Here is a 22,317-nt window from a genome sequence, read left to right on the forward strand (position 1 = left end):
AAAGGCGACGTTGTGCACGCCGGCGCGGCGCGGGGGCGAGCTCCCGCGCCGCCGAGACCAGCGCCCGCGCCGCGGAGACCGGGCGGGGCGGGTCCGCGCGGCGAGGTGAGCCGGCGTGGCTAGGCTGGACCACCGTGACGACCCTCCACGACACCACCGTCCGCGGCTTCGCCAGTGACAACTACTCCGGCGTGCACCCCGAGGTGCTCGCCGCCATCGCCGCGGCAGGCGGCGGCCACCAGACCGCCTACGGCGACGACGTCTACACCGCCCGCCTGCAGGAGGTGTTCGCCCACCACTTCGGCGGTGAGGTCGAGGCGTTCCCCGTCTTCAACGGCACCGGCGCGAACGTCACCGGCCTGCAGTCGATGCTGCCCCGCTGGGGCGCGGTCATCGCCGCGAGCACGGCGCACATCAACGTCGACGAGGGCGGCGCTCCCGAGCGCGTGGCCGGCATCAAGCTGCTGACCGTCCCGACCGACGACGGCAAGCTCACGCCCGAGCTGGTCGACCGCGAGGCGTGGGGCTGGGGCGACGAGCACCGGGCCCAGCCGCTGGTCGTCTCCATCACGCAGTCCACCGAGCTGGGCACGCTGTACACCCCCGACGAGATCCGCGCCCTCGCCGACCACGCCCACGCGCGCGGCATGCGCCTGCACCTCGACGGCGCCCGCATCGCCAATGCCGCCGCGGCCTTGGACCTGCCCCTGCGCGCCTTCACCCGCGACGCCGGCGTCGACGTGCTGAGCTTCGGCGGCACCAAGAACGGTGCGATGCTCGGCGAGGCGATCGTGGTGCTGGACCCCGCGGCATCCGAGGGACTGCGGTACCTGCGCAAGCTCAACATGCAGCTGTCGTCGAAGATGCGGTTCGTCTCGGCGCAGCTGATCGCCCTTCTGGAGCGCGACCTCTGGCTGCGCAGCGCCCGCCACGCCAACGCCATGGCGGCACGCCTGCGTGCTGGCGTCGAGGCCGGCATCGCCGACGGCTCGATCCGCGGCGTCGCGTTCACCCAGCCGACCCAGGTCAACGGCGTCTTCGCGACGCTCCCCGACGGCGTGGCCGATCAGCTGCGCGAGAGCTTCCGCTTCTACGACTGGGATGCCGCGCGCCGCGAGGTGCGCTGGATGTGCTCGTTCGACACGCAGCCCGAAGACGTCGACGCGTTCGTCGCCGAGCTGGCGCGTCTGACGCGCGGCTGACCGGCCCCGGCGCGCGCTACGGCGCCGCAGGCCGGGTCATCGGGATGTGGGGGATGTCGTCTTCGACGAAGACCTCCCCGGAACGGGTGAAACCGAAGCCCGCGTACCAGCCCTCGAGCTGCAGCTGCCCGTCCAGCACGATCTGCGCTTCGGCGCACGCGTCGACGGCGCGCCGCATGAGTTCCGCGGCAAGCCCCCGACCCCGAGCCGCCGCGGCCGTCGCGACCCGTCCGATGCGGCGGCCGTCGGTCTCCCGCAGCACGCGCAGCGTGGCGAGGACCCGGCCGTCCTCCTCCGCCCAGTACAGCCGGGCGCCCGGCTCGACGTCCCGGCCGTCGAGGTCGTCGTAGGCCGCGCGCTGCTCGACGACGAACACGTCGATGCGGAGCTTCAGGATCGAGTACAAGCGGACGGGGTCCATTTCGGCGGGGGCCGCCTCATGGAAGCTGACGGGCACGTCGAACACTCCTTCTTCACCGGGGGTGACACCCTCGATTATTTCAGGCGTGCGGATGCCGCGCCGCGCCGCCGACCACGGGTCAGTGCCCGAGCGCGGCCACCACGTCGAGAAGGGTCGACGGCCCGCCGACGTTTCCCGGGACGACGACGTACAGGCGGTCCTCGCCGTCGGCGGAGACGAGATCCCACACGGAGACCCCCGGCAGCACCTGGCCGCGCACGCGGGCGCGCGTGGCGCCGACGCCGGTGCGGGCCAGCTCCGCCGACGTGATGCCGCCCTTGGCGACGACCGCCTCGACGTCGGGGACGAGCGTCTTGACCGCGGTGGTGAGGGCGCGCATCACGAGCTCGCCGTGGCGCAGGGTGTTGTGCTCGGGCCGTCGCGTGCGCTCGGTCGAGATGATCGCGAGCCCGGTCTCAGCCAGTCGCTGCCTCGCCTCGGCGGCCGCCGCGCGCCCGGCGGCATCGGGGTCGGCGAACGCGTCGTCGGTGGCGATCACGACCGCAGGCCCGTGCCGCACCTCGAGCGGGGCGAGCTGCGCAGACGCCCCCGCGGTGTGCGACCCGCACGCGACGATCATGCGTGCCGGCTGCGTCACGAGCGGGGTGGGCAGCAGGCCGTCGGATGCCACTCCCGCGAGCGCCGCCGCGAGAGGCGCCGCGCTGCGCACCACCACGTCCCTGCCCGCCGCGCGCGCCTCGCGGATGCCGGCGGCGACGAGATCGATGTCGGTGTCGTCCGCCGCATCGGGAATGATCACCGCTCCGGCCGGCGCTGTCGCGATCGTGTCGGCGAGACCCCCGGCGCGCAGGTCGGACAGCGGCACGGCGACGGCGGGGCGTCCGGACTTCTCGGCGACGTAGTCCACCAGCACACCGGTGGTGAAGGGGAAGACCGGGTCGTCGGCGTACTCCGTCTCGTGCGCGGGAAGAGTCTCGTCGCCGATGCGCACGAGGTGCACGCCGTCGACCGTCGTGCGGCCTCCCGCGGGGAAGGCGGGGCAGAAGACGATGACGGATCCGTCGCCGACGAACTGCGTGGTCTCTGCGAACACGTGCCCCCGCAGGGTGGAGTCCCCCCGCAGCACGAACTGCACGTCTTCGCCCAGTGCGGCGGCGGCCGCCCGCGCGGCGTCGCGCACGTCGCGCACGAGGGCGACGGCGGCATCCTCGTCGATCGCCCGCGAGTTCGTCTGCACGTACACGCTGTCGGCGTGGGTGAGCGCCTCGCGGATGCCGTCGGCGTCGACCGCGAGCAGCACGTCGACCCCCGTGGCGGACTGCGTGCCGGTGGGGTCGTCGTCGAGCACCACGGTCTTCACGAGGCACTGCCCTCCCGGTAGGTCTCGATCACGCTGGAGTCATCGCGCCGCCCCAGACCACGCGCCTCCGCGGCAAGGAACCGCTCACGCGCCGACCGCAGCACGGGCAGGTCGATCCCCGCCGCCTCGGCCGCCTCGGCGACGAGCCCGGTGTCCTTGACGAAGATGCCCACCTGACTGAGCACCGGGGCGTCCTCGCCGGCGAGCATGCGCGGCCCGCGGTCACCGAGCATGAAGGATGCCGCCGCTCCCCCGCCGACGACGTCGAGGACGAACGCGGGGTCGAGGTCCAGCCGCTCGGCCAGGGCGAGCGCCTCCGCAGCGGCGACGATGTGCACCGCGGCGAGGTGCTGGTTGACGACCTTCACCGCCTGCCCCTCACCGACCCGGCCGCCCACCACGCGGGCGGTGCCGAGGGCGTCGAGGACCGGGGCGGCGTCGGCGAGCGCGGCCGGGGACCCCGACGCGAACAGCACCAGGTCGCCGCGGCCGGCGCGGGCGACTCCGCCGCTGACGGGCGCGTCGACGACCGCGGCCCCTGCCGCCTCCAGCCGCGCGGCCTCGGCGCGCACGACATCGGGGCCGACGGTGGCCGAGATGATCCAGGTGCGGCCGGCCGCGGCATCCGCGGCGAGCGCGGCATCCACCACCGCCGCCAGCTGCGCGCCGGTGGCGACCATGACGACCACGACCTCGACGTCACCGGCGTCGGCGATGTCGGCGACGGCGCGCACGCCGGCCGCCTCTGCCCGCTCCCGGCCGGCGGAGACGGGCTCCACCCCCACGAGCGGCAGTCCCGCGCGCACGATGCTCTCGGCCATCGGCAGCCCGATCGCGCCGAGTCCGACGAAGGCCACCTGGGGGTGACGGGCCATGGGATCTCCTCTTCCGGACGACGGGGGCACCGCGGTGCGGGGCGCTCAGGCGCCCCGCACCGGCGTCAGTGACCGGGGACGGGCGCGGCCTCCGCGTCTTCGAGCAGCGCGTCCGCCCGGGAACGGAAGAACTTCGTGCACGCCATCATGATCGCCGCGAGGAATCCGAACACACCGAGCGAGACCACGCCCCACGCCCCGGAGTCCGTCGGGAAGGCCTCGTTGATGCCGGTGCGCATGATGGGCGCGACGAAGCCGCCGAGGTTGCCGAGCGAGTTGATGAGGCCGATGCCGGTGGCCGCGGCCGCGCCGGTGAGGAACGCCGTGGGGAAGGACCACGTGATGGGACCGGTCGACAGGAACGATGCCACGGCGACGGTGATCGCGGCGATGCCCAGCAGCGCCAGCCCGTTCGCGCCGGCCCAGGCCGACACGAAGATCGACAGGCCCGTGATGATGAAGAATGCCGTCCCCCACGTGCGCCGGCGACGCAGGGTGTGCGCGTGCTTGCCGACGTAGTAGCAGGCGAAGAGGCCGACCGCCCACGGGATGGCGGTCACCAGACCCACCTCCCAGCCCACGGCCTTGCCGATGAGTCCGGAAACCTGCTGAGGCAGGTAGAAAGTGGTGCCGTACACCGCGATCTGCAGGCAGAAGTAGATGACGGTGAAGTACCAGACCTTCCAGTTCACCAAGGCCGCGCCGATACCTCGGGGGCCGTCGTCGTTCTTGATGGCATCCTCATGGTCCATCACCGCCTTCATCGCGGACTTCTCGTCGTCGCTGAGGAACTTCGCCTTCTGCGGTGAGTCGACGAGGAAGAAGATCGCGGCGATTCCGGCCACGACGGCGAGCATGCCCTCGGTGAAGAACATCACCTGCCAGCCGGCCCAGGGGGTGAACTGCTCGCCGAAGCTGATGAGGCCACCCGACAGCGGGGCGCCGATCATCTGCGAGAACGGCTGCGCGAGGTAGAACAGCGCGAACATCTGCACGCGGCGCTTGTTGGGGAACCACTGCGCCAGGAACATGATGACGCCGGGGAAGAGCCCCGCCTCGGTGACGCCGAGGAGGAACCGCAGCCACACGAACATCGTGTCGTTGGTGACGAAGGCGAACAGCGCAGCGACGATGCCCCAGGTGATCGCGATGCGGGCCAGCCAGAATCGGGCGCCGAACTTGTTCAGCAGCAGGTTCGACGGGATCTCGAAGATCGCGTAGCCGATGAAGAAGATGCCGGCTCCCAGGGCATAGGCCCCGGCGGTGATGCCGCGGTCGACCGAGAGGGCCTCCTCGGCGAACCCGACGTTCGTGCGATCCAGGAACGCGACGAAGTACAGGATGATGAGCATCGGCATGAGGCGATAGGTCGCCTTCTTGATGCCGCTGTTCAGGTGCGGGCTGTCCAGCAATGCGCGCGCGGCGGCGCTGTCCGAGGTGGTTGACACGGTCCGACTCTCCTTCGAGCAGTGTGTGGAACGGGGCGCCCCGGCTAGCCGCCGAGACCGGGCAGAATGAGTGCGACGCCGACGGCGAGGCAGATCACTCCGATGACGAGGTAGGCGATACGACCTTTCGACCAGGAACGGGACATGGGTTTCCTCAGTGCATGTAGAGACCGCCGTCGACGTTCAGGGTCTGACCCGTCACGAATCCGGCGTCTTCGCTGATGAGATACGCCACCGCTGCCGCGATGTCGAGGGGGTTGCCGATGCGCGGCAGCACGCCGTCGGCGGCCATGGCCTGCTTGCGCTCGTCCGAGAGCGTGCCGCCCATGATGTCGGTGTCGATGGGCCCGGGCGAGATGACGTTGGCGGTGATCCCGAGCGGCCCGAGCTCCCGCGCGATCGAGCGCATGAGGCCGATGACGCCGGCCTTCGACGCCGAGTAGGGGGTTTTGGAGAAGGTTCCGCCTCCCCGCTGGGCCGATACCGACGAGATGCCGATGATGCGCCCGACCCCCGACGCGACGAGGGATGCCGCCACGCGCTGGGTCACCCAGTGCACGCCTTCGAGGTTGACGCCGAGCACCCGGTGCCACTCCTCGGGGGTGACCTCGAGGTAGGGCACCGGCGAGGACACGCCGGCGAAGTTCACGAGGGCCACCAGTTGCGGCAGCTCAGCCTCGAGCGTGTCGACGGCGGCGACGGCCTGCTCGCGGTCGGCGAGGTTCGCGCCCACGCCCGCGGCCTTCACACCGTGGGTGGCGGCGACGTCCCGTGCGGTGGCCGCAGCCGCCTCACCGTCGACGTCGATGATGCCGACGTTCCAGCCGAGTCCGGCCAGGTGGTAGGCGGTCGCCCTGCCGATGCCGCGGGGGCTCGCGGCGCCGGTGAGGATGACGGTGCGGTCAGCGGGGAAGGGAGTCACCATCGCCGGTCCTTCAGCTCTCACCGGCGGCGGCCGGCTGGATGGGGGCGGGACCGAGCTCATCGAGGAGCTTCTGCATCGCCACGTACGCCTTGTTGCGGTAGGCGATGAGTTCGGGGGTGCGCTCAGCGGGCACATCGAGGAAGCCCGCTCCGGACTTCGTGCCGAGCTTGCCTGCTGTGACGAGGTCCTCGAGGATCTTCGGGGTGGCGAACCGCTCGGGGAACTCCGTCTGCAGCGACGCGTAGCAGAACGCGTACACGTCGAGCCCGGCCATGTCGGCGACCGCGAACGGCCCGAAGAAGGGCAGCCGGAATCCGAAGGTCGTGCGCACGATCGTGTCGATATCCTCCGGGGTGGCGACACCCTCCTCGACCAGCTGCGTCGCCTCGTGGAACAGCGCGTACTGCAGTCGGTTGAGGACGAACCCGGTGGCATCCTTCACGCGAGCCGTCTGCTTGCCGGTCGCGGCGACGATCTGCTCGACGACCGGGATGATCGCGGGATCCGTGGCGGCATGTGGGATGAGCTCCACGCCGGGGATGAACGGTGCCGGGTTGGAGAAGTGAACGCCGAGGAAGCGCTCGGGGTTGACCACCGCCTCGGCGAGCTTGCCGATGAGGATCGTCGACGTGTTGCTGCCGATGATCGCGTCGGGGGCGGCGGCTTCGCTGATGCGGCGGAGCGTGGCGTGCTTGATCTCGATCTTCTCCGGCACCGCCTCTTCGATGAAGGTCGCCCCGGACACGGCTTGCTCGATCGTGGTCGCCGTCACGCGTGCGGCGATGATCGCCGGCGCGTCGGCGGGGAACAGCCCATCGGCGGCGAACTGCTCGGCCTCGGCGATGAGGCGCTCGCGGTTGCCCTCGGCGATGGCGAGGTCGACGTCGGCGATGCGCACGTCGGCGCCCGACAGCGCCAGCACCTGGGCGATGCCGCCGCCCATGTAGCCACTGCCGATCACGGCGTAGACGGGACGGGTGGTTTCGGTCATGGCGTCTCCTTCGACGTCGTGCGGCTCATTCGCTCGCGGGGTCGGGCAGCAGCGACTGCAGGTACGTGCGGTTGGTGGCGCAGACCCCGAGGCTGTCGCCTCCGTACTGCTCCATGAGGAAGGGGCCGCGGAAGCCGACCTCGATGGCGAGGGAGACCATGGCCCGGTAGTTGATGAGGCCCTGCTCCATCGTCGTGGGCACCGAGGTGAACCAGCTGCCGTCGACGGCCTCGTCGCGGGTGTAGTTCTTGACATGCCAGTAGTTGGCGTAGGGCAGCGTCTTCTCGTGCATCTCGCGCCAGTCCTCGATGGGCCGGTGCAGGCGGATGAGGTTGGCGATGTCAGGGTTGAGCCCGACGTTGTCGAGCCCGATCTCCTCGATGAGGCGCACCGCGCTGTCTGCGGTGCCGAGGTAGGTGTCCTCGTACATCTCCAGTGACATCGGCAGCCCGACGGATGCCGCGTGCTCGCCGAGCTCGCGCAGGCGCTTCACCGCGAGGGCGCGGGTGTCGGCATCGTCGGGGTCGACGGGCCCGGGCGCGGTCCAGAACCACAGTGCCCGGCGCTGGGCCTCGGTGAACGGCTGGTGCAGGCCCGTGGAGAACACCTGCAGGCCGAGTTCGGCCGACGCGTCGATCGTGCGATGGGCGTAAGCGAGGTTCTCCTCGCCGCGACCGGGCTGGATGACGCTCTGACGCTGCACGTGCACCGAGATCGGGGTCACGCCGTGGGCGCCGGCGATGGCCAGCAGCTCATCGCGGCGCGACGGCTCCAGGTCGGCGGGGCGGATGTGGCTGTCGGCCAGCTCGATGGCGGTGAAGCCCAGCCGAGCGACCTGGGCGAAGATGTCGTCCCAGACTTCCGGCGCCGCATCGTGCAGCGCCGTCCCATCGCGTCGGACGGGCGGGAATCCGTGCATGCACACGGCGATCGGCCACGTCCGGCTGTCCAGGGCGGGGGGTGGCGAATCTGTCATGACGTCTCCATTGGCGTGTCTGCCGAGGCGCTCTCGGGCTCGGTTCGTCGATCCTACAGGAAATAGGCCCAGAGGGAAGGGGCAGATCACCCCGGTCGTTGAGCGAGCGCAGCGAGACGAAACGCCCCACGCCCTCCCGGGCGTTGAGCGAGCGCAGCGAGACGAAACGCCCGCCCGCCACGTTTCGTCTCGGTCGCTGCGTTCCCTCGCTCAACGACCCCCGCGCCTTCCGGTCGTTGAGCGAGCGCAGCGAGACGAAACGCCCACACCCTTCCGGTCGTTGAGCGAGCGCAGCGAGACGAAACGCCCGCCCGCCACGTTTCGTCTCGGTCGCTGCGCTCCCTCGCTCAACGACCCGGGACCCGCCGGTGCAGTCAGCCGCGCTCGACGTCGAGGGACCGGGAGCGCACCAGCTCGATGTGCCGGCGCATCGCCCGCTCCGGCGCGCGGGAATCGTCGCCGGCGAACGCCTCCACGATCGCGGCGTGCTCGGCGATCGCCTCGCGCACATCGGTGACACCGTGCAGCGCCGCCTGGCGCATGCGGTGCAGCTGCGCCGCGAGGGCGTCGGACATCTCGGTGAGGTAGTGGTTGCGGCAGTGATCGAACACGACCCGGTGGAAGGCGGCATCCGCGGCGAAGTAGGCCGTCGTCAGCGCCACATCGGTGTCACCGGAGGCCATCGTGGCGATGACCTGCTCGCCGACGCTGCGGTGGTGCTCCTGCGCGTCGCGCAGCTCGGCCACCATCGCCGCCGAGGCGGGCGTGGCCAGCCGCGCGGCGGTCGCCTCGAGCATGAGCCGCGCGTCGAACAGCTCGGCCAGCTGGGACGGCTTCAGCAGCGGAGCCACACGGTACCCCTTGAGTGCCTCCCGGCTGACCAGCCCGGTGCGCTCGAGCTGCACCATCGCCTCGCGCACGGGGGTGGGGGAGACCTCCAGCTGACGGGCGATCGTGTCGATCGACAGCCGAGCCCCGGGGGCGACGTCGCCGCTGAGCAGCAGCTGCAGGATGCGCTCGTACACGTGGTCGCGCAGTCCCCGCCGTTCGATGGTGCCGGTGAGGGCACTGAGCCCGCGGGGGTCCTGCTGCAAGGTCATCGGGTGTCCTCCTGGGATGCCGGCGTCAGATGAGACGCCTCATCGAGTATCTCGCCGAATGCGGCCGGCTCGTGCGCGAAGCGGCCGAGGAAGATCCCGTCGACCGCGTCGGCGATGTCGGAGAGGAGGCCGGGACCGGCGCTTCCGCCGTAGATGACCGACGCCTGCTCGGGCGCCGCAGCGAGGTGGGTGCGCAGTGCCGCGCAGACGGCACGGATGTGGTCGGCGCGCGCCGGCTCCGCCGCCCCGATCGCCCAGATCGGCTCGTAGGCGACCACGATCTCGCCGTGAAGACCCGCCGCCCGCGCCGCGGCCAGGCCGGAGTCGATCTGCCGCGCGACCTCCGTCGCCGCAGCCGCGGCGCTGCCGCGCTCCGCCTCCCCCACACACAGGATCGGCACCAGGGCGTTGCGCTGGGCGGCCGCCACCTTGGCCGCGACCACCTCGTCGGTGTCGCCGAAGAGACGCCGACGTTCGGCGTGGCCGACCTCGACGTAGCGGCATCCGAGCTCTGCCAGCACCGCGCCGCTGACCTCACCGGTGTACGGCCCCTCGTCGTGTGCGGCGATGTCCTGCGCCCCGACGGACAGCCCCACCGGGGCGCCGATCTCGACGCACGCCGGAATGGACGGGTACTGCGGGATCACGAACGCCGAGACCCGGCCTGCGGCGACGGCGGGGTGCGCCGCCACCTGGGCGGCCACCTCCTGCGTCCACGCCACGGTGCGGGCGTGCGAGAAGTACATCTTGAGGCTCGTGCCGATGAGCATCCGAACTCCCCCGCGCCGCTGCCGGTCAGGCCTCTTCGTACGCGCAGATCTCCTGCACCTTCTCGTTCGAGGCGCTCTCGGGGTCGAAGGTGTAGGTCAGCCATTCGCGCACGAGTCGTCGCGCGAGCTCCAGCCCGACCACGCGCTGCCCCATGCACAGCACCTGCGCATCGTTGGACAGCACCGCACGCTCCACGCTGTAGGGGTCGTGCGCCGTCACCGCGCGGATGCCGTTGACCTTGTTCGCCGCGATCGCCACACCGAGCCCCGTGCCGCAGATGAGCAGGGCCCGGTCGGCGTCACCGGCGGCGACGCGCTCGGCCGCCGCGATCGCGATCGCGGGATAGTTCGTGTGCCCATCGGCATCCACCCCCACGTCCACGACCTCGGCCACCAGGTCGTTGGCCTCGAGGTCGGCCTTGAGTCGTTCCTTGTACTCGAAGCCCGCGTCGTCCGAGCCGATCACCAGTCGTAGTGCCATGTCAGTCCTCCTCCTTCAGAACGTCGAGTACGGTGTGCGCCACCAGCGCGAAGGACACCGCCCCGGGGTCAGGGGTTCCGAGACTCCTGTCGCCGTGCGACCGCGCCCGTCCCAGCCTGGCGGTCAGCTCCGACGTCTGCTGCGCGGCCGCCGTGGCCACCTCGGCCGCGTGCGCCCAGGCATCCGTCAGCGCGTCGTCTGCGGCGACCCTCTCAGCCAGGTCGTCGACGAACGGGACGATCGCATCGATCATCGTCTTGTCGCCCGGGCGGGCATCGCCGAACGCCATGACGGCGTCCTTCATCCCCACGACGCCCGTCGTCACGCGCTCCGCGGTGACGGCGTCGTCATCGCCGAGCACGGCGCCGAGCGCGCTGAGCATCTCGCCCCAGATGGCGCCGGACGTGCCGCCGCCCTTGTCCGCCCACGCCTCGCCGGCGTGCTCGAGTGCGGTGCGCGCGCCCGCTCCGGCGTCGACGGCGGCCTGGGCGGCCTCAGCCGCCGCCCGGCTGCCGCGCTGCATCCCGATGCCGTGGTCGCCGTCGCCGGCGACGCGGTCGAGGCGCCCGAGCTCGTCGGCGTGGGCGTCGAGCATCACCGCCGTCGCGCTCACGGCGCGGGCGATCACGGTGGCAGCGGCGCGCGAGGCGTCGGTGGCTTCGCCGATCTCCTGGGCTTCGTCCAGCGCGGCGATCTCGTCGTCGCCCACCGCACGGCGGTCGGGGACCGCGCCGCGACGGAAGGCGGGCGTGTCGCACGGCGCCAGCCAGAGGCGCTCGAGCTCGTCGTCGAGCCACAGCAGGGTGAGGGAGGCGCCGGCCATGTCGAAGCTCGTGCAGAACTCGCCCACCTCCGGCGAGACGACGACGGCGCCCGCCGCGGTCAAGAGGCGATCGATCGAGCGATAGACGACGAAGAGCTCCTCGTATTTCACGCTCCCGAGGCCGTTGAGGATCGGCACCACGCGGGCGCCGGGAAGGCTGACACCGTCGGGCAGCTCGTCGAGCAGCTTCGCGACGAACATCTCCGCGAGCTGCGCGGCGGTGGGGACGTCGACTTCGTCGATGCCCGGCTCCCCGTGGATGCCGAGCCCCACCGCCATGCGACCGGTGGGAACGTCGAAGAGCGGTCCGTCCGCGCCGGGCAGCGTGCACCCGCCGAAGGCGACGCCGAACGATCGCGTGCGCGCGTTGGCGAGCCGGGCGACGCGCTCGACGTCGTCGAGGTCGGCGCCCTCCTCGGCGGCGGCCCCCGCCACCTTGAACACCACGAGGTCGCCCGCGATGCCGCGGCGGCGGTCGAGGTCGTCCTTCGGCGCGCTCCAGACGTCGTCGGTGACGAGCACCGTGCGGCAGTCGATCCCCGCGTCCCGCAGGCGAGCCTGCGCCTGCCCGAAGTGCAGCACGTCACCGGCGTAGTTGCCGAAGCTCAGCAGCACGCCGCGTCCTTCGTGCGCCGCGGTGGCGACCGACTGCACCTGGTGAGCGGACGGCGAGGCGAAGAGGTTGCCCATCGCCGCGCCGTGGGCGAGCCCGGGCCCGACCAGGCCGCCGAACGCCGGGTAGTGGCCGCTCCCGCCGCCGATGACGACGGCGACCGTCGGCTCAGAGCCGCGGGTGGAGCGCACGACGCCGCCGGTGACCGGACGCACCCAGCGCGCGGATGCCGCGACGAAGCCTTCGATCATCTCCTCGGCGAAGTCGTCGGGATCGTTGAACAGGCGCGTCATCGCGGTCTCCTCTGGCGGGAAGCAGGATGCGCCGATCCTATTGGAAATTGGATCAGACGGGAACCCGCGAGGCGGCATCCGCTTCAGCGCAGGGCGCCCACCGAGGCCAGGGCGAGACGCACGAGCGTGCCCCTGCCGCCTTCCATCTCCGCCGACAGCGCGTCACTGGATGCCTCCTCCGGGGTCATCCAGGTGACTTCGAGGGCGTCCTGCCGCGGTTCGCAGGTGCCCGAGACCGGCACCACGAAGGCCAGCGAAACCGCATGCTGGCGGTCGTCGTGGAACGCGCTGACGCCGGGGATCGGGAAGTACTCGGCCACCGTGAACGGCACAGGCTGGGGCGGCAGCAGGGGAAAGGCCATCGGACCCAGGTCGTTCTCGACGTGGCGGAAGAGGGCATCGCGCACCGTCTCGCCGTAGCGCACGCGTCCCGAGACGATGGTGCGGGTGATCTCCCCCAGCGGGGTGGCACGCAGCAGGATGCCGACCTCGGTCACCGCACCCACGCCGTCGGTGCGCACGGGCACGGCCTCGACGTAGAGCATGGGCAGGCGGCGGCGGGCCTCGGCCAGCTCCACCTCGGTGAGCCACCCGGGATTCTGCGCCGAGCCCGAGACGGGCGACCCGAAGCTGCTGCCGCCGAGCGGGTGACCGGGGCGGTCGTAGGGCGCACCGCCGGGGCGGAGGGGATCGCGCGGCGAGTCGTCGTCGTCGCGGTCGCCGGGTTCGGGGTCGGGGGTACGGACGGCCATGCACTTATGTATACCCTCCCGGTGTCGGTGCGTCCTGTCAGGATGGAGGCATGGTCGCCGTTCCCGCCCTCGATCCCGATGCCGTGCGCTGGTCGGCGCCGCCCGCCGAGAGAGCGGGGCGGCCGCTGCTGGTGATGCTGCACGGGTACGGCGCCGACGAGCACGATCTGTTCGCCTTCGCACCGCACCTGCCGGCCGACTTCGTGGTGGCGGCCGTGCGTGCGCCGCTGCTGCCGCCGTTCCCGACGCCCGGGTACTCCTGGTATCCGATCGAGGGGCTCCAGAGCCGACGGCCCGAAGACGTCACGGCGGCCGCGGAGCGGCTCGTGCAATGGCTGGATGCCGAAACGGATGCTGCATCCGTCGGACTCCTCGGGTTCTCGCAGGGTGCGTCGGTCGCGCTGCAGGCGATGCGGCTGCAGCCGGACCTCGTGTCGTTCGCGGTGAACCTGAGCGGCTATGTGGCCCCCGGTGCGCTGCCGGGCGACGCGCACCTCGCGGAGCTGCGACCGCCCGTGTTCTGGGGCCGCGGCACGCATGACGATGTGATCCCGCTCGCCCAGATCGAGCACACGGTGCAATGGCTCCCCGAACACGTCGACTTGAGCGGCCGGGTCTACACGGGCCTTGCCCACAGTGTTTCCCAGGAGGAACTCGACGACGTCGTGACGTTCCTGCGCAAGCGCCTCGAGGCCGCCGCTCAATCCCCGTCGTAACGGTCGGGGCCGGCATCCTGCCCGGCATCCGAACCGGCACCGTCCCCGTCGATCACATGCGGGTCGCCCGCGATGAGGCGCTCGTCGGGTGGGGGTGCCGGCGCATCCGCCGGGGCCGCCGCGGTAGCCGCGGCCGCCGTGACGGAGCGGCCACCGGCCGTCGGCACCTCGTCGGGGTCGAGGTCCACCGATGGCTGGAACGCGACCGCGAACACGAGCGCGAAGGCCACACCCAGCCCGATGCCGAGCGCCACGTTGCTCAGAATCGCGCCCATCGCGGTGCCGATGACGGCGCCGAGCAGCAGCCCGAACGCCCAGGCGCCCGCCGTCGCCCATGCCTCCCTGCCCCGCCCGCCGTCCATGCCGGGCAGAGTAGCCCGCCTTCGACCGCAGGGCTATGCTGTCGACGACCTCGTCCCGGACGTGAGGAATGAAATGACGAAGATCGTGGCCGCGCAGCACACGCGCTGACCGTCGATCCTTCGACGCGGAGGCGCATCCCTGCGCTGACCCGTCGATCCCGTCGCCTCCGGCCCGATTCCTCGCCCGCCGTGACCGCGCCCTTCGTGTCAGCGCACCCCTGCATCCACAGGGCCGACACACGAAGGACGCTCATGCCCATTCCCACTCCCCCCACCCCGTCGGTCGTCCTGGACCGCGTCTCGTTCGCCTGGCCGGACGGCACACCCGCGCTCACCGAGGTGTCCGGTGCGTTCGGCGCCGGACGCACCGGACTCGTCGGCCGCAACGGCGCGGGCAAGTCCACACTGCTGCGGCTGATCGCCGGCGACGTCGCCCCCACGGGCGGTCAGCTCGCCGTGACCGGCGACGTCGCCCGCCTGCCCCAGACGCTCACGCTGTCCGTCGACCACCCCGTGGCCGATCTTCTGGGCATGGGTCCCACACTGCGGGCGCTGCGGGCCATCGAATCCGGCGATGCCGACCCCGCTCACTTCGACGCCGTCCGCGACGACTGGGACGTCGAGTCCCGCGCCGTCGCCGCCCTGGCCGACGCCGGGCTGCCACCGGACGCGCTGGACAGGCGGGTCGGCGAGATCTCCGGCGGCGAGGCGGTGCTGACGGCGGTGGCCGGCCTCCGCCGTCAGCGCGCTGCAGTCACCCTGCTGGACGAGCCGACGAACAACCTCGACCGGGAGGCGCGGGCACGGCTGACGGCGATGGTGCGCGACTGGCCCGGTGCGCTGATCGTGGTGAGCCACGACGCTGCCCTGCTGGAGACGATGGACGACACCGCCGAGCTCTACGCCCACACCCTGTCGACCTTCGGAGGCCCCTACTCGGTGTGGCGCGAGGCGATCGAGCGCGAGCAGACCTCCGCGCGGCAGGCCGAGCGGGCCGCCGCGCAGAGCGTCCGCCGGGAGAAGCGCGACCGCATCGCCGCCGAAACGACCCTCGCCTCGCGTGCCGCGATGGGACGCAAGGCGCAGCGCGAGAAGCGCGTGCCCGGCATCGTCTCCGGCAACCGCCACTCGGCCGCGCAGGTCTCGGCGGGGCGTCTGCGCGGGATGGTCGCCGAGCGGGAGTCCGACGCGCGTGCGGCATGGGACGCCGCAGAGCGACGGGTGCGCGACGACGAGCCGGTGCGCATCGACCTCCCCGACCCCGGCGTGCCTGCCGCCCGCCGGATCGCCACCCTCGGCGACGGCGAGCGCGCCTGGGTGCTGCAGGGGCCCGAGCGCACCGCGCTGGTGGGGCCGAACGGCGCCGGCAAGACGACCCTGCTGGAGCGACTGGTGGCGGAAGACGCGCCCGGTCGTGGCGCGGGCGGCGTGCACGACGTCGCCGATCCGGGCCGGGACGCGGCCGGACCGCCCGCATCTGGCCGCACTGCGCCGTTCTGGCGACGTTGTGCACGCGCCGAGGCGCACACCGACCGCATCGGCTACCTGCCGCAGCGCATCGACGGGCTCGACGAGGCCGCGTCGGTGATCGACAACGTGCGGGCCGCGGCGCCGGACGCTGTTCCCGCCGACCTGCGCAACCGGCTGGCCAGGTTCCTCATCCGCGGAGCGACCGTTGACCGCCCGGTGGCGAGCCTGTCAGGCGGCGAGCGCTTTCGGGTCGCCCTGGCCAGACTGCTGCTGACCGAGCCGCCACCGCAGCTGCTGATCCTGGACGAGCCGACGAACAACCTCGACCTCGACACCGTCGATGCGCTCGTGGTGGCGCTGGGCGCCTACCGCGGCGCCGTGCTCGTGGTCAGCCACGACGACGCGTTCCTCGCCAGGCTCCGCCCCGACCTGGTGCTGCACCTCGCCGCCGACGGCACGATGTCCGAGCGCGGGTGAGATCAGCCGAAGGGAACGGCCGAGACGACGGCGACCTCGAGGGTCGAGCCGTTCGGCGCGGCGAAGCTCACCGTCTCCCCCACAGAGCGGCCGGTGATGGCCGCTCCGAGCGGCGACGACGGGGAGTACACGTCGAGGTCGACCTGGCCGCCCTGCTTCACCAGCTCGCGGCTGCCGAGGAGGAACGTCTCCTCCGAGCCGTCGCGCGTGAACCGCACCGTCACCGTCATGCCGGGCTCGACGAGTCCGTCATCGGGCTTGGCGCCGACCTCGGCGCGGCGGATCAGGTCACGCAGTTCGATCTCGCGCAGCCGGTCGGCGTCGGCGTCGGCGCGGCGGCCCAGCTCTTCGAGCTCGGCTTCCAGCGACGCCAGCGTCGCCGCCGTCATCCACACGGTGTCCTTCTGATCTGACATGACTGCCCCTTCCCGCCCGTGGCAAAGATCTTCCAGCCTATCGCCCTGCGGCGCGGAAGGCCAACGCGCGGCGGGGGCGGCGGTCCTGCGGCGTCGCGAACCCACATCCTCCCTACCGGCCCACACGTCCCGCGCGGGTGCTGCGCGTGGGCTCGTGCACACCATGAGGGCTCGCGGTTCGGGGCGGACGCACCGCGTGGCCTGCCCGGGTGTCGGCGACTGGGGGGAGGATAAGAGGGTGGACGACGTGCTCGCGCGGTTCGGTCCTGCCACGCAGGACTGGTTCCACAGCGCCTTCCCCCGACCGACCGACGCGCAGGTCGGCGCCTGGGATGCCATCTCCCACGGCAAGCACGCCCTGGTGGTCGCCCCGACGGGTTCGGGCAAGACGCTCTCGGCATTCCTCTGGGCCATCGACCGCATCTTCCACGAGAAGCCGGCGCCGGCGGACGCCGCGCCCGACGCCGCCCCCGCGAAGAAGCCGGCGCGCCGTCGCCGCGAGCCGTCGCCCGGCACCAGCGTGCTGTACGTCTCGCCTCTGAAGGCCCTCGGCGTCGATGTCGAGCGCAACCTGCGCTCCCCTCTCGTGGGCATCGGCCAGTCGGCCCGACGGCTGGGCATCACCGTCCCCGAGGTGACGGTCGGCGTGCGCTCCGGCGACACCCCGAGCGCCGACCGCCGCAAACTGGTGGCCGACCCGCCGGACATCCTCATCACGACCCCCGAATCGCTGTACCTCATGCTCACCAGTCAGGCCGGCCTGACGCTGCGAAATGTGCACACGGTCATCGTCGACGAGGTGCACGCCGTCGCCGCCACCAAGCGCGGCGCCCACCTCGCCGTGAGCCTCGAGCGGCTCGAGGCCCTCCGCCGTGAGCACGCCGACGCCCCCGAGACCCTCGCCCCCGCCCAGCGCATCGGCCTGTCGGCCACGGTGCGGCCGATCGACGAGGTCGCCCGCTTCCTGGGCGGCGCCGCCCCGGTGGAGATCGTCGCGCCGCGGGCGACGAAGGCGTTCGACCTGCGCGTCGTGGTGCCCGTCGACGACATGCTGAACCCACCGCCCCCTCCCGGATCGGCCGAGGCGGATCCCGCTGCCCCCGGTGGCGACGCCGCAGCCGGTGACGGCGACGGCGACTGGTTCACCCCCTCATCCCGGCCGCGCCCGGCCGGGGAATCGACCGAGGCGACCGGATCGGTCTGGCCCCACGTCGAAGAGGCGATCGTCGATCGCATCCTGGCCCACCGCTCGACGATCGTCTTCGCGAACTCCCGGCGCCTCGCCGAGCGCCTCACCGGCCGACTCAACGAGATCTACGCCGAGCGACTCGGGCTGGAGCCGCCCGCACCGACCGTGCCCGCGCAGCTGATGGCGCAGGCGGGCTCCACCGCCGGGGTGGAGCCCGTGCTCGCGAAGGCCCACCACGGCTCGGTCTCCAAGGAGCAGCGGGCGCTCGTCGAGGACGAGCTGAAATCGGGGGTGCTGCGCTGCGTCGTGGCGACCAGCTCGCTTGAACTCGGCATCGACATGGGGGCCGTGGACCTGGTGATCCAGGTCGAGGCGCCGCCGTCGGCGGCATCCGGTCTGCAACGCGTGGGACGCGCCGGCCACCAGGTGGGCGAGGTGAGCCGGGCGGCCCTCTTCCCCAAGCACCGCAGCGACGTGCTGCACACGGCCGTGGTGACCGAGCGGATGCTGGCGGGGCAGATCGAGGCGATCGCCGTGCCGCAGAACCCGCTCGACATCCTCGCGCAGCAGACGGTCGCCGCGTGCGCCACCGGACCGATCGACGTGGAGGGATGGTTCGAGACGCTGCGGCGCAGCGCCCCGTTCCGCACCCTCCCGCGGTCCGCCTACGAAGCGACGCTCGACCTGCTGGCGGGCCGGTTCCCCTCCGACGAGTTCGCCGAGCTGCGGCCCCGCATCGTGTGGGACCGCGATCAGGGCACCCTGACCGGCCGGCCCGGCGCCCAGCGCATCGCGGTGACCAGCGGCGGCACCATCCCCGACCGCGGCCTGTTCGGCGTCTTCGTCGCCGGCGAGGCGCGCAACGCCCGTGTCGGCGAGCTCGACGAGGAGATGGTCTACGAGTCGCGCGTCAACGACGTGTTCACGCTCGGCACGACCAGCTGGCGCATCGTGGAGATCACCCATGACCGGGTCAACGTGGTCCCGGCGTTCGGCCAGCCGGGCAAGCTCCCCTTCTGGCACGGCGACGGATTGGGGCGTCCCGCGGAGCTGGGCGAGGCTCTCGGCCGGTTCGCGCGCGAGGTCTCCACCGCCCCGCATGAGAAGGCCGTCGCACGGCTCACCGATTCGGGGCTCGATGACAACGCCATCGTCAACCTGCTCGGCTACCTCGCCGAGCAGCGCGAGGCGACGGGGAGCCTTCCCACCGACCGCACGCTCACCGTGGAACGCGGCCGCGATGAGGTCGGCGACTGGCGCATCATCCTGCATTCCCCCTACGGCATGCACGTCCATGCGCCGTGGGCGCTGGCGGTCAACGCCCGCATCCGCGAGCGGCTGGGGGTCGAGGGTGCCGCCGTGGCGAGCGACGACGGCATCATCGCCCGCGTCCCGGACGCCGCTGCCGAGCCGCCGGGCGCCGACCTGTTCGTCTTCGACCCCGAGGAGCTGGAGCAGATCGTCACCGACGAGGTGGGCGGATCGGCTCTCTTCGCGTCCCGGTTCCGCGAGTGCGCCGCCCGGGCGCTGCTGCTGCCGCGGCTGAACCCCAACAAGCGCGCGCCGCTCTGGCAGCAGCGCCAGCGCTCGGCGCAGCTGCTGGAGGTCGCCCGGCGGCATCCGACCTTCCCGATCATCCTCGAGACGCTCCGCGAGGTGCTGCAGGACGTCTACGACCTCCCCGCCCTGCTGCGCATCGCGCGGTCGATCGGCGACCGCCGCATCCGCCTCGTCGAGACCGATCCCGCCCAGCCCTCGCCCTATGCGCGGGACCTGCTGTTCGGCTACGTGGGCGCCTTCATGTACGAGGGCGACTCGCCCCTCGCCGAACGACGCGCCGCCGCGCTCTCGGTCGACCCGGCGCTGCTGGCGGAGCTGCTGGGCAAGGTCGAGATGCGCGAGCTGCTCGATCCCGAGGTCATCGCGCAGTTCGAACGGGAGGTGCAGCGGCTCGACCCGGAGCGCCACGTGCGGGGCGTCGAGGGCGTCGCCGACCTGCTGCGCCTGCTCGGGCCCCTGGACGCCGGCGAGGTCGCCGCCCGGCTCGACACCGAGACCGACCCCGATGCGGCCGGAGGCACCGACGCCGACGAAGGGCGCCTGGCCGCCGCCACCGCCCACCTCGACACCCTGGTGACGGCACGACGCGCCATCCGCGTGACCGTCGGCGGGGTGGAGCGCGTCGCGGCGATCGAGGATGCCGCGCGCCTGCGCGACGCCCTCGGCACCGCCCTGCCGGTGGGGCTTCCCACCGCGTTCCTCGAACCGATCGCCGACCCGCTGGCCGACCTCGTCGCCCGGCATGCGCGCACGCACGGCCCGTTCCGCGCGTCGGCCGTGGCCGCGCGCCTGGGCCTCGGCCCCGCGGTGGCGCGTCAGGCGCTGCAGCGGCTGGAATCCCAGGGGCGGGTGTCGGCCGGGTTCTTCCTCCCCGAGACGATGTCGACCGGCGCCGCCGACGAGGGCGAGTGGTGCGACAGCGAGGTGCTGCGGCGCCTGCGCATGCGCTCGCTCGCGGCGATCCGGGGCAGCGTCGAGCCGGTCTCCCCCGAGGCGTACGCCCGCTTTCTGCCGGTGTGGCAGCACGTCACCCGGCCGCTGGAGGGCATCGACGGGGTCGTGGCCGTGATCGAGCAGCTGGCCGGGGTGCCGATCCCCGCCAGCGCGTGGGAATCGCTCGTGCTGCCGTCGCGCGTGCGCGACTACGCGCCGGGCATGCTCGACGAACTCACCGCCACCGGCGAGGTGCTGTGGTCGGGGCACGGCTCGCTCCCCGGCCGCGACGGGTGGATCGCCCTGCATGTGGCCGACGCCGCGCCCCTGACCCTCGCCGCTCCCGACGACGACCTCGCCGAAGCCCGGGAGTCCGGCGCGGACGGCCTCGAAGCCCGCATCGTCGCCGCCCTCGCCGGCGGGGGCGCGTACTTCGCGGCGCAGCTGCGCCAGCTGGCGGATGCCGAGAACGAGCAGTCCGTCATCGAGGCGCTGTGGAACCTCACCTGGCAGGGCCGCATCACCAACGACACGTTCGCCCCGGTGCGCACGCTCCTCGCCGGCGGCTCGCAGGCCCACCGCACCGCGCGACGCACCCCCCGGGCGCGGCTGTACCGGGGAACGGCGCTGCCGCGTCCGACCGGCGCCGCCCCGCCCCGCCCTCCCGCGCTCGGCGGCCGGTGGTCGCTGCTGCCCTCGCCCGAATCCGACGCCTCCGCCCGGGCGACGGCGACGGCGAGCCTGCTGCTGGACCGCTACGGCGTCGTCACCCGCGGCAGCGTGCAGTCCGAGGGCGTCCCCGGCGGCTTCGCCCAGACCTACCGGGTGCTCGCCGGTTTCGAAGAGGCCGGACACTGCCGCCGCGGCTACGTCATCGAGAAGCTCGGCGCCGCCCAGTTCGCGGCCTCGGCGACCGTCGACCGGCTGCGCGAGTTCGCCGGCGTCGCCGACCCGCCGCCGCTGCGCGCGGTGACCCTCGCGGCCACCGACCCGGCCAACCCGTACGGCGCGGCGCTGGGCTGGCCGGCGCTGGACGGCGTCTCCCACCGCCCCGGCCGCAAGGCGGGGGGTCTCGTGGTGCTCGTCGACGGCACCCTCACTCTCTACCTCGAGCGCGGCGGCCGATCGGCGCTGGCGTTCACCGACGACGAGGCCGCGCTCTCCGCCGCGGCCGCCGACCTCGTCGCCACGGCGCGCGCGCGGCGGCTGGACACCCTGACGATCGAGCAGGTCAACGGCGAGTTCGTCTACGGCACCGCGGTCGGCCGCGCCCTCCGGACCGCCGGCTTCGTCGAGGCGACGCGCGGGCTGACCCTGCGCAAGGTCACGGCGGGCACGGCGCTGCGCTCCCCGCACGGCACGGCGCCGACGGGCGCACGCGGGGCGACGGATGCCTGAGGGCGACACCGTCTTCCGCACCGCCCGGCGCCTGAACGACGCCCTCGCCGGCGGGGTCATCACGCGGTTCGACATCCGGGTGCCCGGCAGCGCCACCGCGGATCTGCGCGGTGAGACGGTGCACGACGTCGTCGCCCGCGGCAAGCACCTGCTGCTGCGGGCGGGCGCCATGAGCCTCCACTCCCACCTGAAGATGGAGGGCGAGTGGCACGTCTACTCCCCCGACGGCCGGTGGCGCCGCCCCGGGTACACCGCGCGGGCGATCGTCGGCACCGCCGAGGCGGATGCCGTCGGCTTCGACCTGGCGATGGTCGAGGTGCTGCCGACCTCCGCCGAGGACAGGGTCGTCGGCCACCTCGGGCCTGATCCGCTCAGCGATCACTGGGACGCCGCCGAAGCCGCGCGCCGTCTCGCGGCGGACGACAGGGCCGTGCACGTCGCGCTGCTGGATCAGCGCAACGTCGCCGGCTTCGGCAACGTGTACGCCAACGAGGTGCTGTTCGTCCGCGGCATCCTGCCCGACACCCCCGCCTCGACGGTCGACGTCGCCGGGGTGATCGACACCGGCGCACGCATGATCCGCACCAACCGCGATCGATCGCGGCGGGTGTTCACCGGCGATGCGCGCCCGGGGCAGGGAATGTGGGTCTACGGCCGCGACGGCAAACCCTGCCGCCGGTGCGGCACCCTCGTGCGCTCGAGCTCGCTCGGCGCGCGGCCCACCTCGGATCGCAACGTGTTCTGGTGTCCGGTCTGCCAGCACTGA

At 72.6% G+C, this 22,317-nt stretch carries 19 protein-coding genes; 5 read left to right on the plus strand and 14 right to left on the minus strand.

What is annotated here, in order from left to right:
• Positions 1–134 precede the first annotated feature (134 nt).
• Positions 135–1,202, plus strand: a complete 1,068-nt coding sequence (locus NQ165_RS12160; protein WP_257533625.1) for a low specificity L-threonine aldolase — start codon at positions 135–137, stop codon at positions 1,200–1,202.
• A gap of 16 nt (positions 1,203–1,218) precedes the next feature.
• Here the strand turns inward: NQ165_RS12160 and NQ165_RS12165 are convergent, their stop codons facing one another.
• The 12 genes from NQ165_RS12165 to NQ165_RS12220 all read right to left on the minus strand — a co-directional run bounded on the left by NQ165_RS12165 (position 1,219) and on the right by NQ165_RS12220 (position 13,030).
• On the minus strand, positions 1,219–1,659 hold the full coding sequence (locus tag NQ165_RS12165) for a GNAT family N-acetyltransferase (RefSeq protein ID WP_257533626.1): 441 nt from the start codon (positions 1,657–1,659) through the stop codon (positions 1,219–1,221).
• A gap of 82 nt (positions 1,660–1,741) precedes the next feature.
• Complete coding sequence (locus NQ165_RS14675; protein WP_257533627.1) at positions 1,742–2,983, minus strand: four-carbon acid sugar kinase family protein; 1,242 nt, start codon at positions 2,981–2,983, stop codon at positions 1,742–1,744.
• Positions 2,980–3,858, minus strand: coding sequence for an NAD(P)-dependent oxidoreductase (locus NQ165_RS12175; RefSeq protein ID WP_257533628.1), 879 nt, complete (start codon positions 3,856–3,858; stop codon positions 2,980–2,982). The genes NQ165_RS14675 and NQ165_RS12175 overlap by 4 nt, the downstream gene beginning before the upstream one ends.
• 65 nt (positions 3,859–3,923) lie before the next feature.
• A complete protein-coding gene (locus NQ165_RS12180) occupies positions 3,924–5,306 on the minus strand; it encodes an MFS transporter (RefSeq protein WP_257533629.1) in 1,383 nt (460 codons plus the stop codon).
• Between the two features lie 154 nt (positions 5,307–5,460).
• A complete protein-coding gene (locus NQ165_RS12185; protein ID WP_257533630.1) occupies positions 5,461–6,231 on the minus strand; it encodes an SDR family NAD(P)-dependent oxidoreductase in 771 nt (256 codons plus the stop codon).
• A gap of 10 nt (positions 6,232–6,241) precedes the next feature.
• The gene (locus NQ165_RS12190) at positions 6,242–7,222 is read right to left on the minus strand and encodes a 3-hydroxyacyl-CoA dehydrogenase family protein (protein WP_257533631.1); all 981 of its coding nucleotides are present in this window, start codon (positions 7,220–7,222) and stop codon (positions 6,242–6,244) included.
• Positions 7,223–7,247: 25 nt separating this feature from the next.
• Positions 7,248–8,198: a sugar phosphate isomerase/epimerase gene (locus NQ165_RS12195; RefSeq protein ID WP_257533632.1), complete on the minus strand. Its 951-nt coding sequence runs from the start codon at positions 8,196–8,198 to the stop codon at positions 7,248–7,250.
• Positions 8,199–8,572: 374 nt separating this feature from the next.
• Positions 8,573–9,298 carry a GntR family transcriptional regulator gene (locus NQ165_RS12200; protein ID WP_257533633.1) on the minus strand — a complete coding sequence of 242 codons (726 nt, stop codon included), beginning with the start codon at positions 9,296–9,298 and terminating at the stop codon, positions 8,573–8,575.
• On the minus strand, positions 9,295–10,068 hold the full coding sequence (locus tag NQ165_RS12205; protein ID WP_257533634.1) for a triose-phosphate isomerase family protein: 774 nt from the start codon (positions 10,066–10,068) through the stop codon (positions 9,295–9,297). The genes NQ165_RS12200 and NQ165_RS12205 overlap by 4 nt, the downstream gene beginning before the upstream one ends.
• A gap of 25 nt (positions 10,069–10,093) precedes the next feature.
• Entirely contained in the window at positions 10,094–10,549 is a 456-nt protein-coding gene (locus NQ165_RS12210; RefSeq protein ID WP_257533635.1) for a ribose-5-phosphate isomerase, read from the minus strand.
• A gap of 1 nt (position 10,550) precedes the next feature.
• Positions 10,551–12,278, minus strand: a complete 1,728-nt coding sequence (locus tag NQ165_RS12215) for a dihydroxyacetone kinase family protein (RefSeq protein WP_257533636.1) — start codon at positions 12,276–12,278, stop codon at positions 10,551–10,553.
• An 83-nt stretch (positions 12,279–12,361) separates the two neighbouring features.
• On the minus strand, positions 12,362–13,030 hold the full coding sequence (locus tag NQ165_RS12220) for an NUDIX hydrolase family protein (protein WP_257533637.1): 669 nt from the start codon (positions 13,028–13,030) through the stop codon (positions 12,362–12,364).
• Positions 13,031–13,080: 50 nt separating this feature from the next.
• Here NQ165_RS12220 and NQ165_RS12225 point away from each other — a divergent pair, with 50 nt between their 5' ends.
• On the plus strand, positions 13,081–13,746 hold the full coding sequence (locus NQ165_RS12225; protein WP_257533638.1) for an alpha/beta hydrolase: 666 nt from the start codon (positions 13,081–13,083) through the stop codon (positions 13,744–13,746).
• On the opposite strand, the gene NQ165_RS12230 is transcribed toward NQ165_RS12225, so the two are convergent.
• Positions 13,731–14,108 (minus strand): hypothetical protein, encoded by a 378-nt coding sequence (locus NQ165_RS12230; protein ID WP_257533639.1) that lies wholly within the window; start codon positions 14,106–14,108, stop codon positions 13,731–13,733. The genes NQ165_RS12225 and NQ165_RS12230 overlap by 16 nt on opposite strands.
• 252 nt (positions 14,109–14,360) lie before the next feature.
• Between NQ165_RS12230 and NQ165_RS12235 the strand changes: the two genes are divergently transcribed.
• Positions 14,361–16,055 (plus strand): ABC-F family ATP-binding cassette domain-containing protein, encoded by a 1,695-nt coding sequence (locus NQ165_RS12235; RefSeq protein ID WP_257533640.1) that lies wholly within the window; start codon positions 14,361–14,363, stop codon positions 16,053–16,055.
• Positions 16,056–16,057: 2 nt separating this feature from the next.
• On the opposite strand, the gene NQ165_RS12240 is transcribed toward NQ165_RS12235, so the two are convergent.
• Positions 16,058–16,471 (minus strand): GreA/GreB family elongation factor, encoded by a 414-nt coding sequence (locus tag NQ165_RS12240; protein WP_257533641.1) that lies wholly within the window; start codon positions 16,469–16,471, stop codon positions 16,058–16,060.
• 238 nt (positions 16,472–16,709) lie between these two features.
• On the opposite strand from NQ165_RS12240, the gene NQ165_RS12245 reads away from it, so the two are divergent.
• Complete coding sequence (locus NQ165_RS12245) at positions 16,710–21,551, plus strand: ATP-dependent helicase (protein ID WP_257533642.1); 4,842 nt, start codon at positions 16,710–16,712, stop codon at positions 21,549–21,551.
• Positions 21,544–22,317: a DNA-formamidopyrimidine glycosylase family protein gene (locus tag NQ165_RS12250; RefSeq protein ID WP_257533643.1), complete on the plus strand. Its 774-nt coding sequence runs from the start codon at positions 21,544–21,546 to the stop codon at positions 22,315–22,317. The genes NQ165_RS12245 and NQ165_RS12250 overlap by 8 nt, the downstream gene beginning before the upstream one ends.

This window comes from Microbacterium sp. zg.Y1084 (genome assembly GCF_024623595.1).
Classification (GTDB): Bacteria; Actinomycetota; Actinomycetes; order Actinomycetales; family Microbacteriaceae; genus Microbacterium; species Microbacterium wangruii.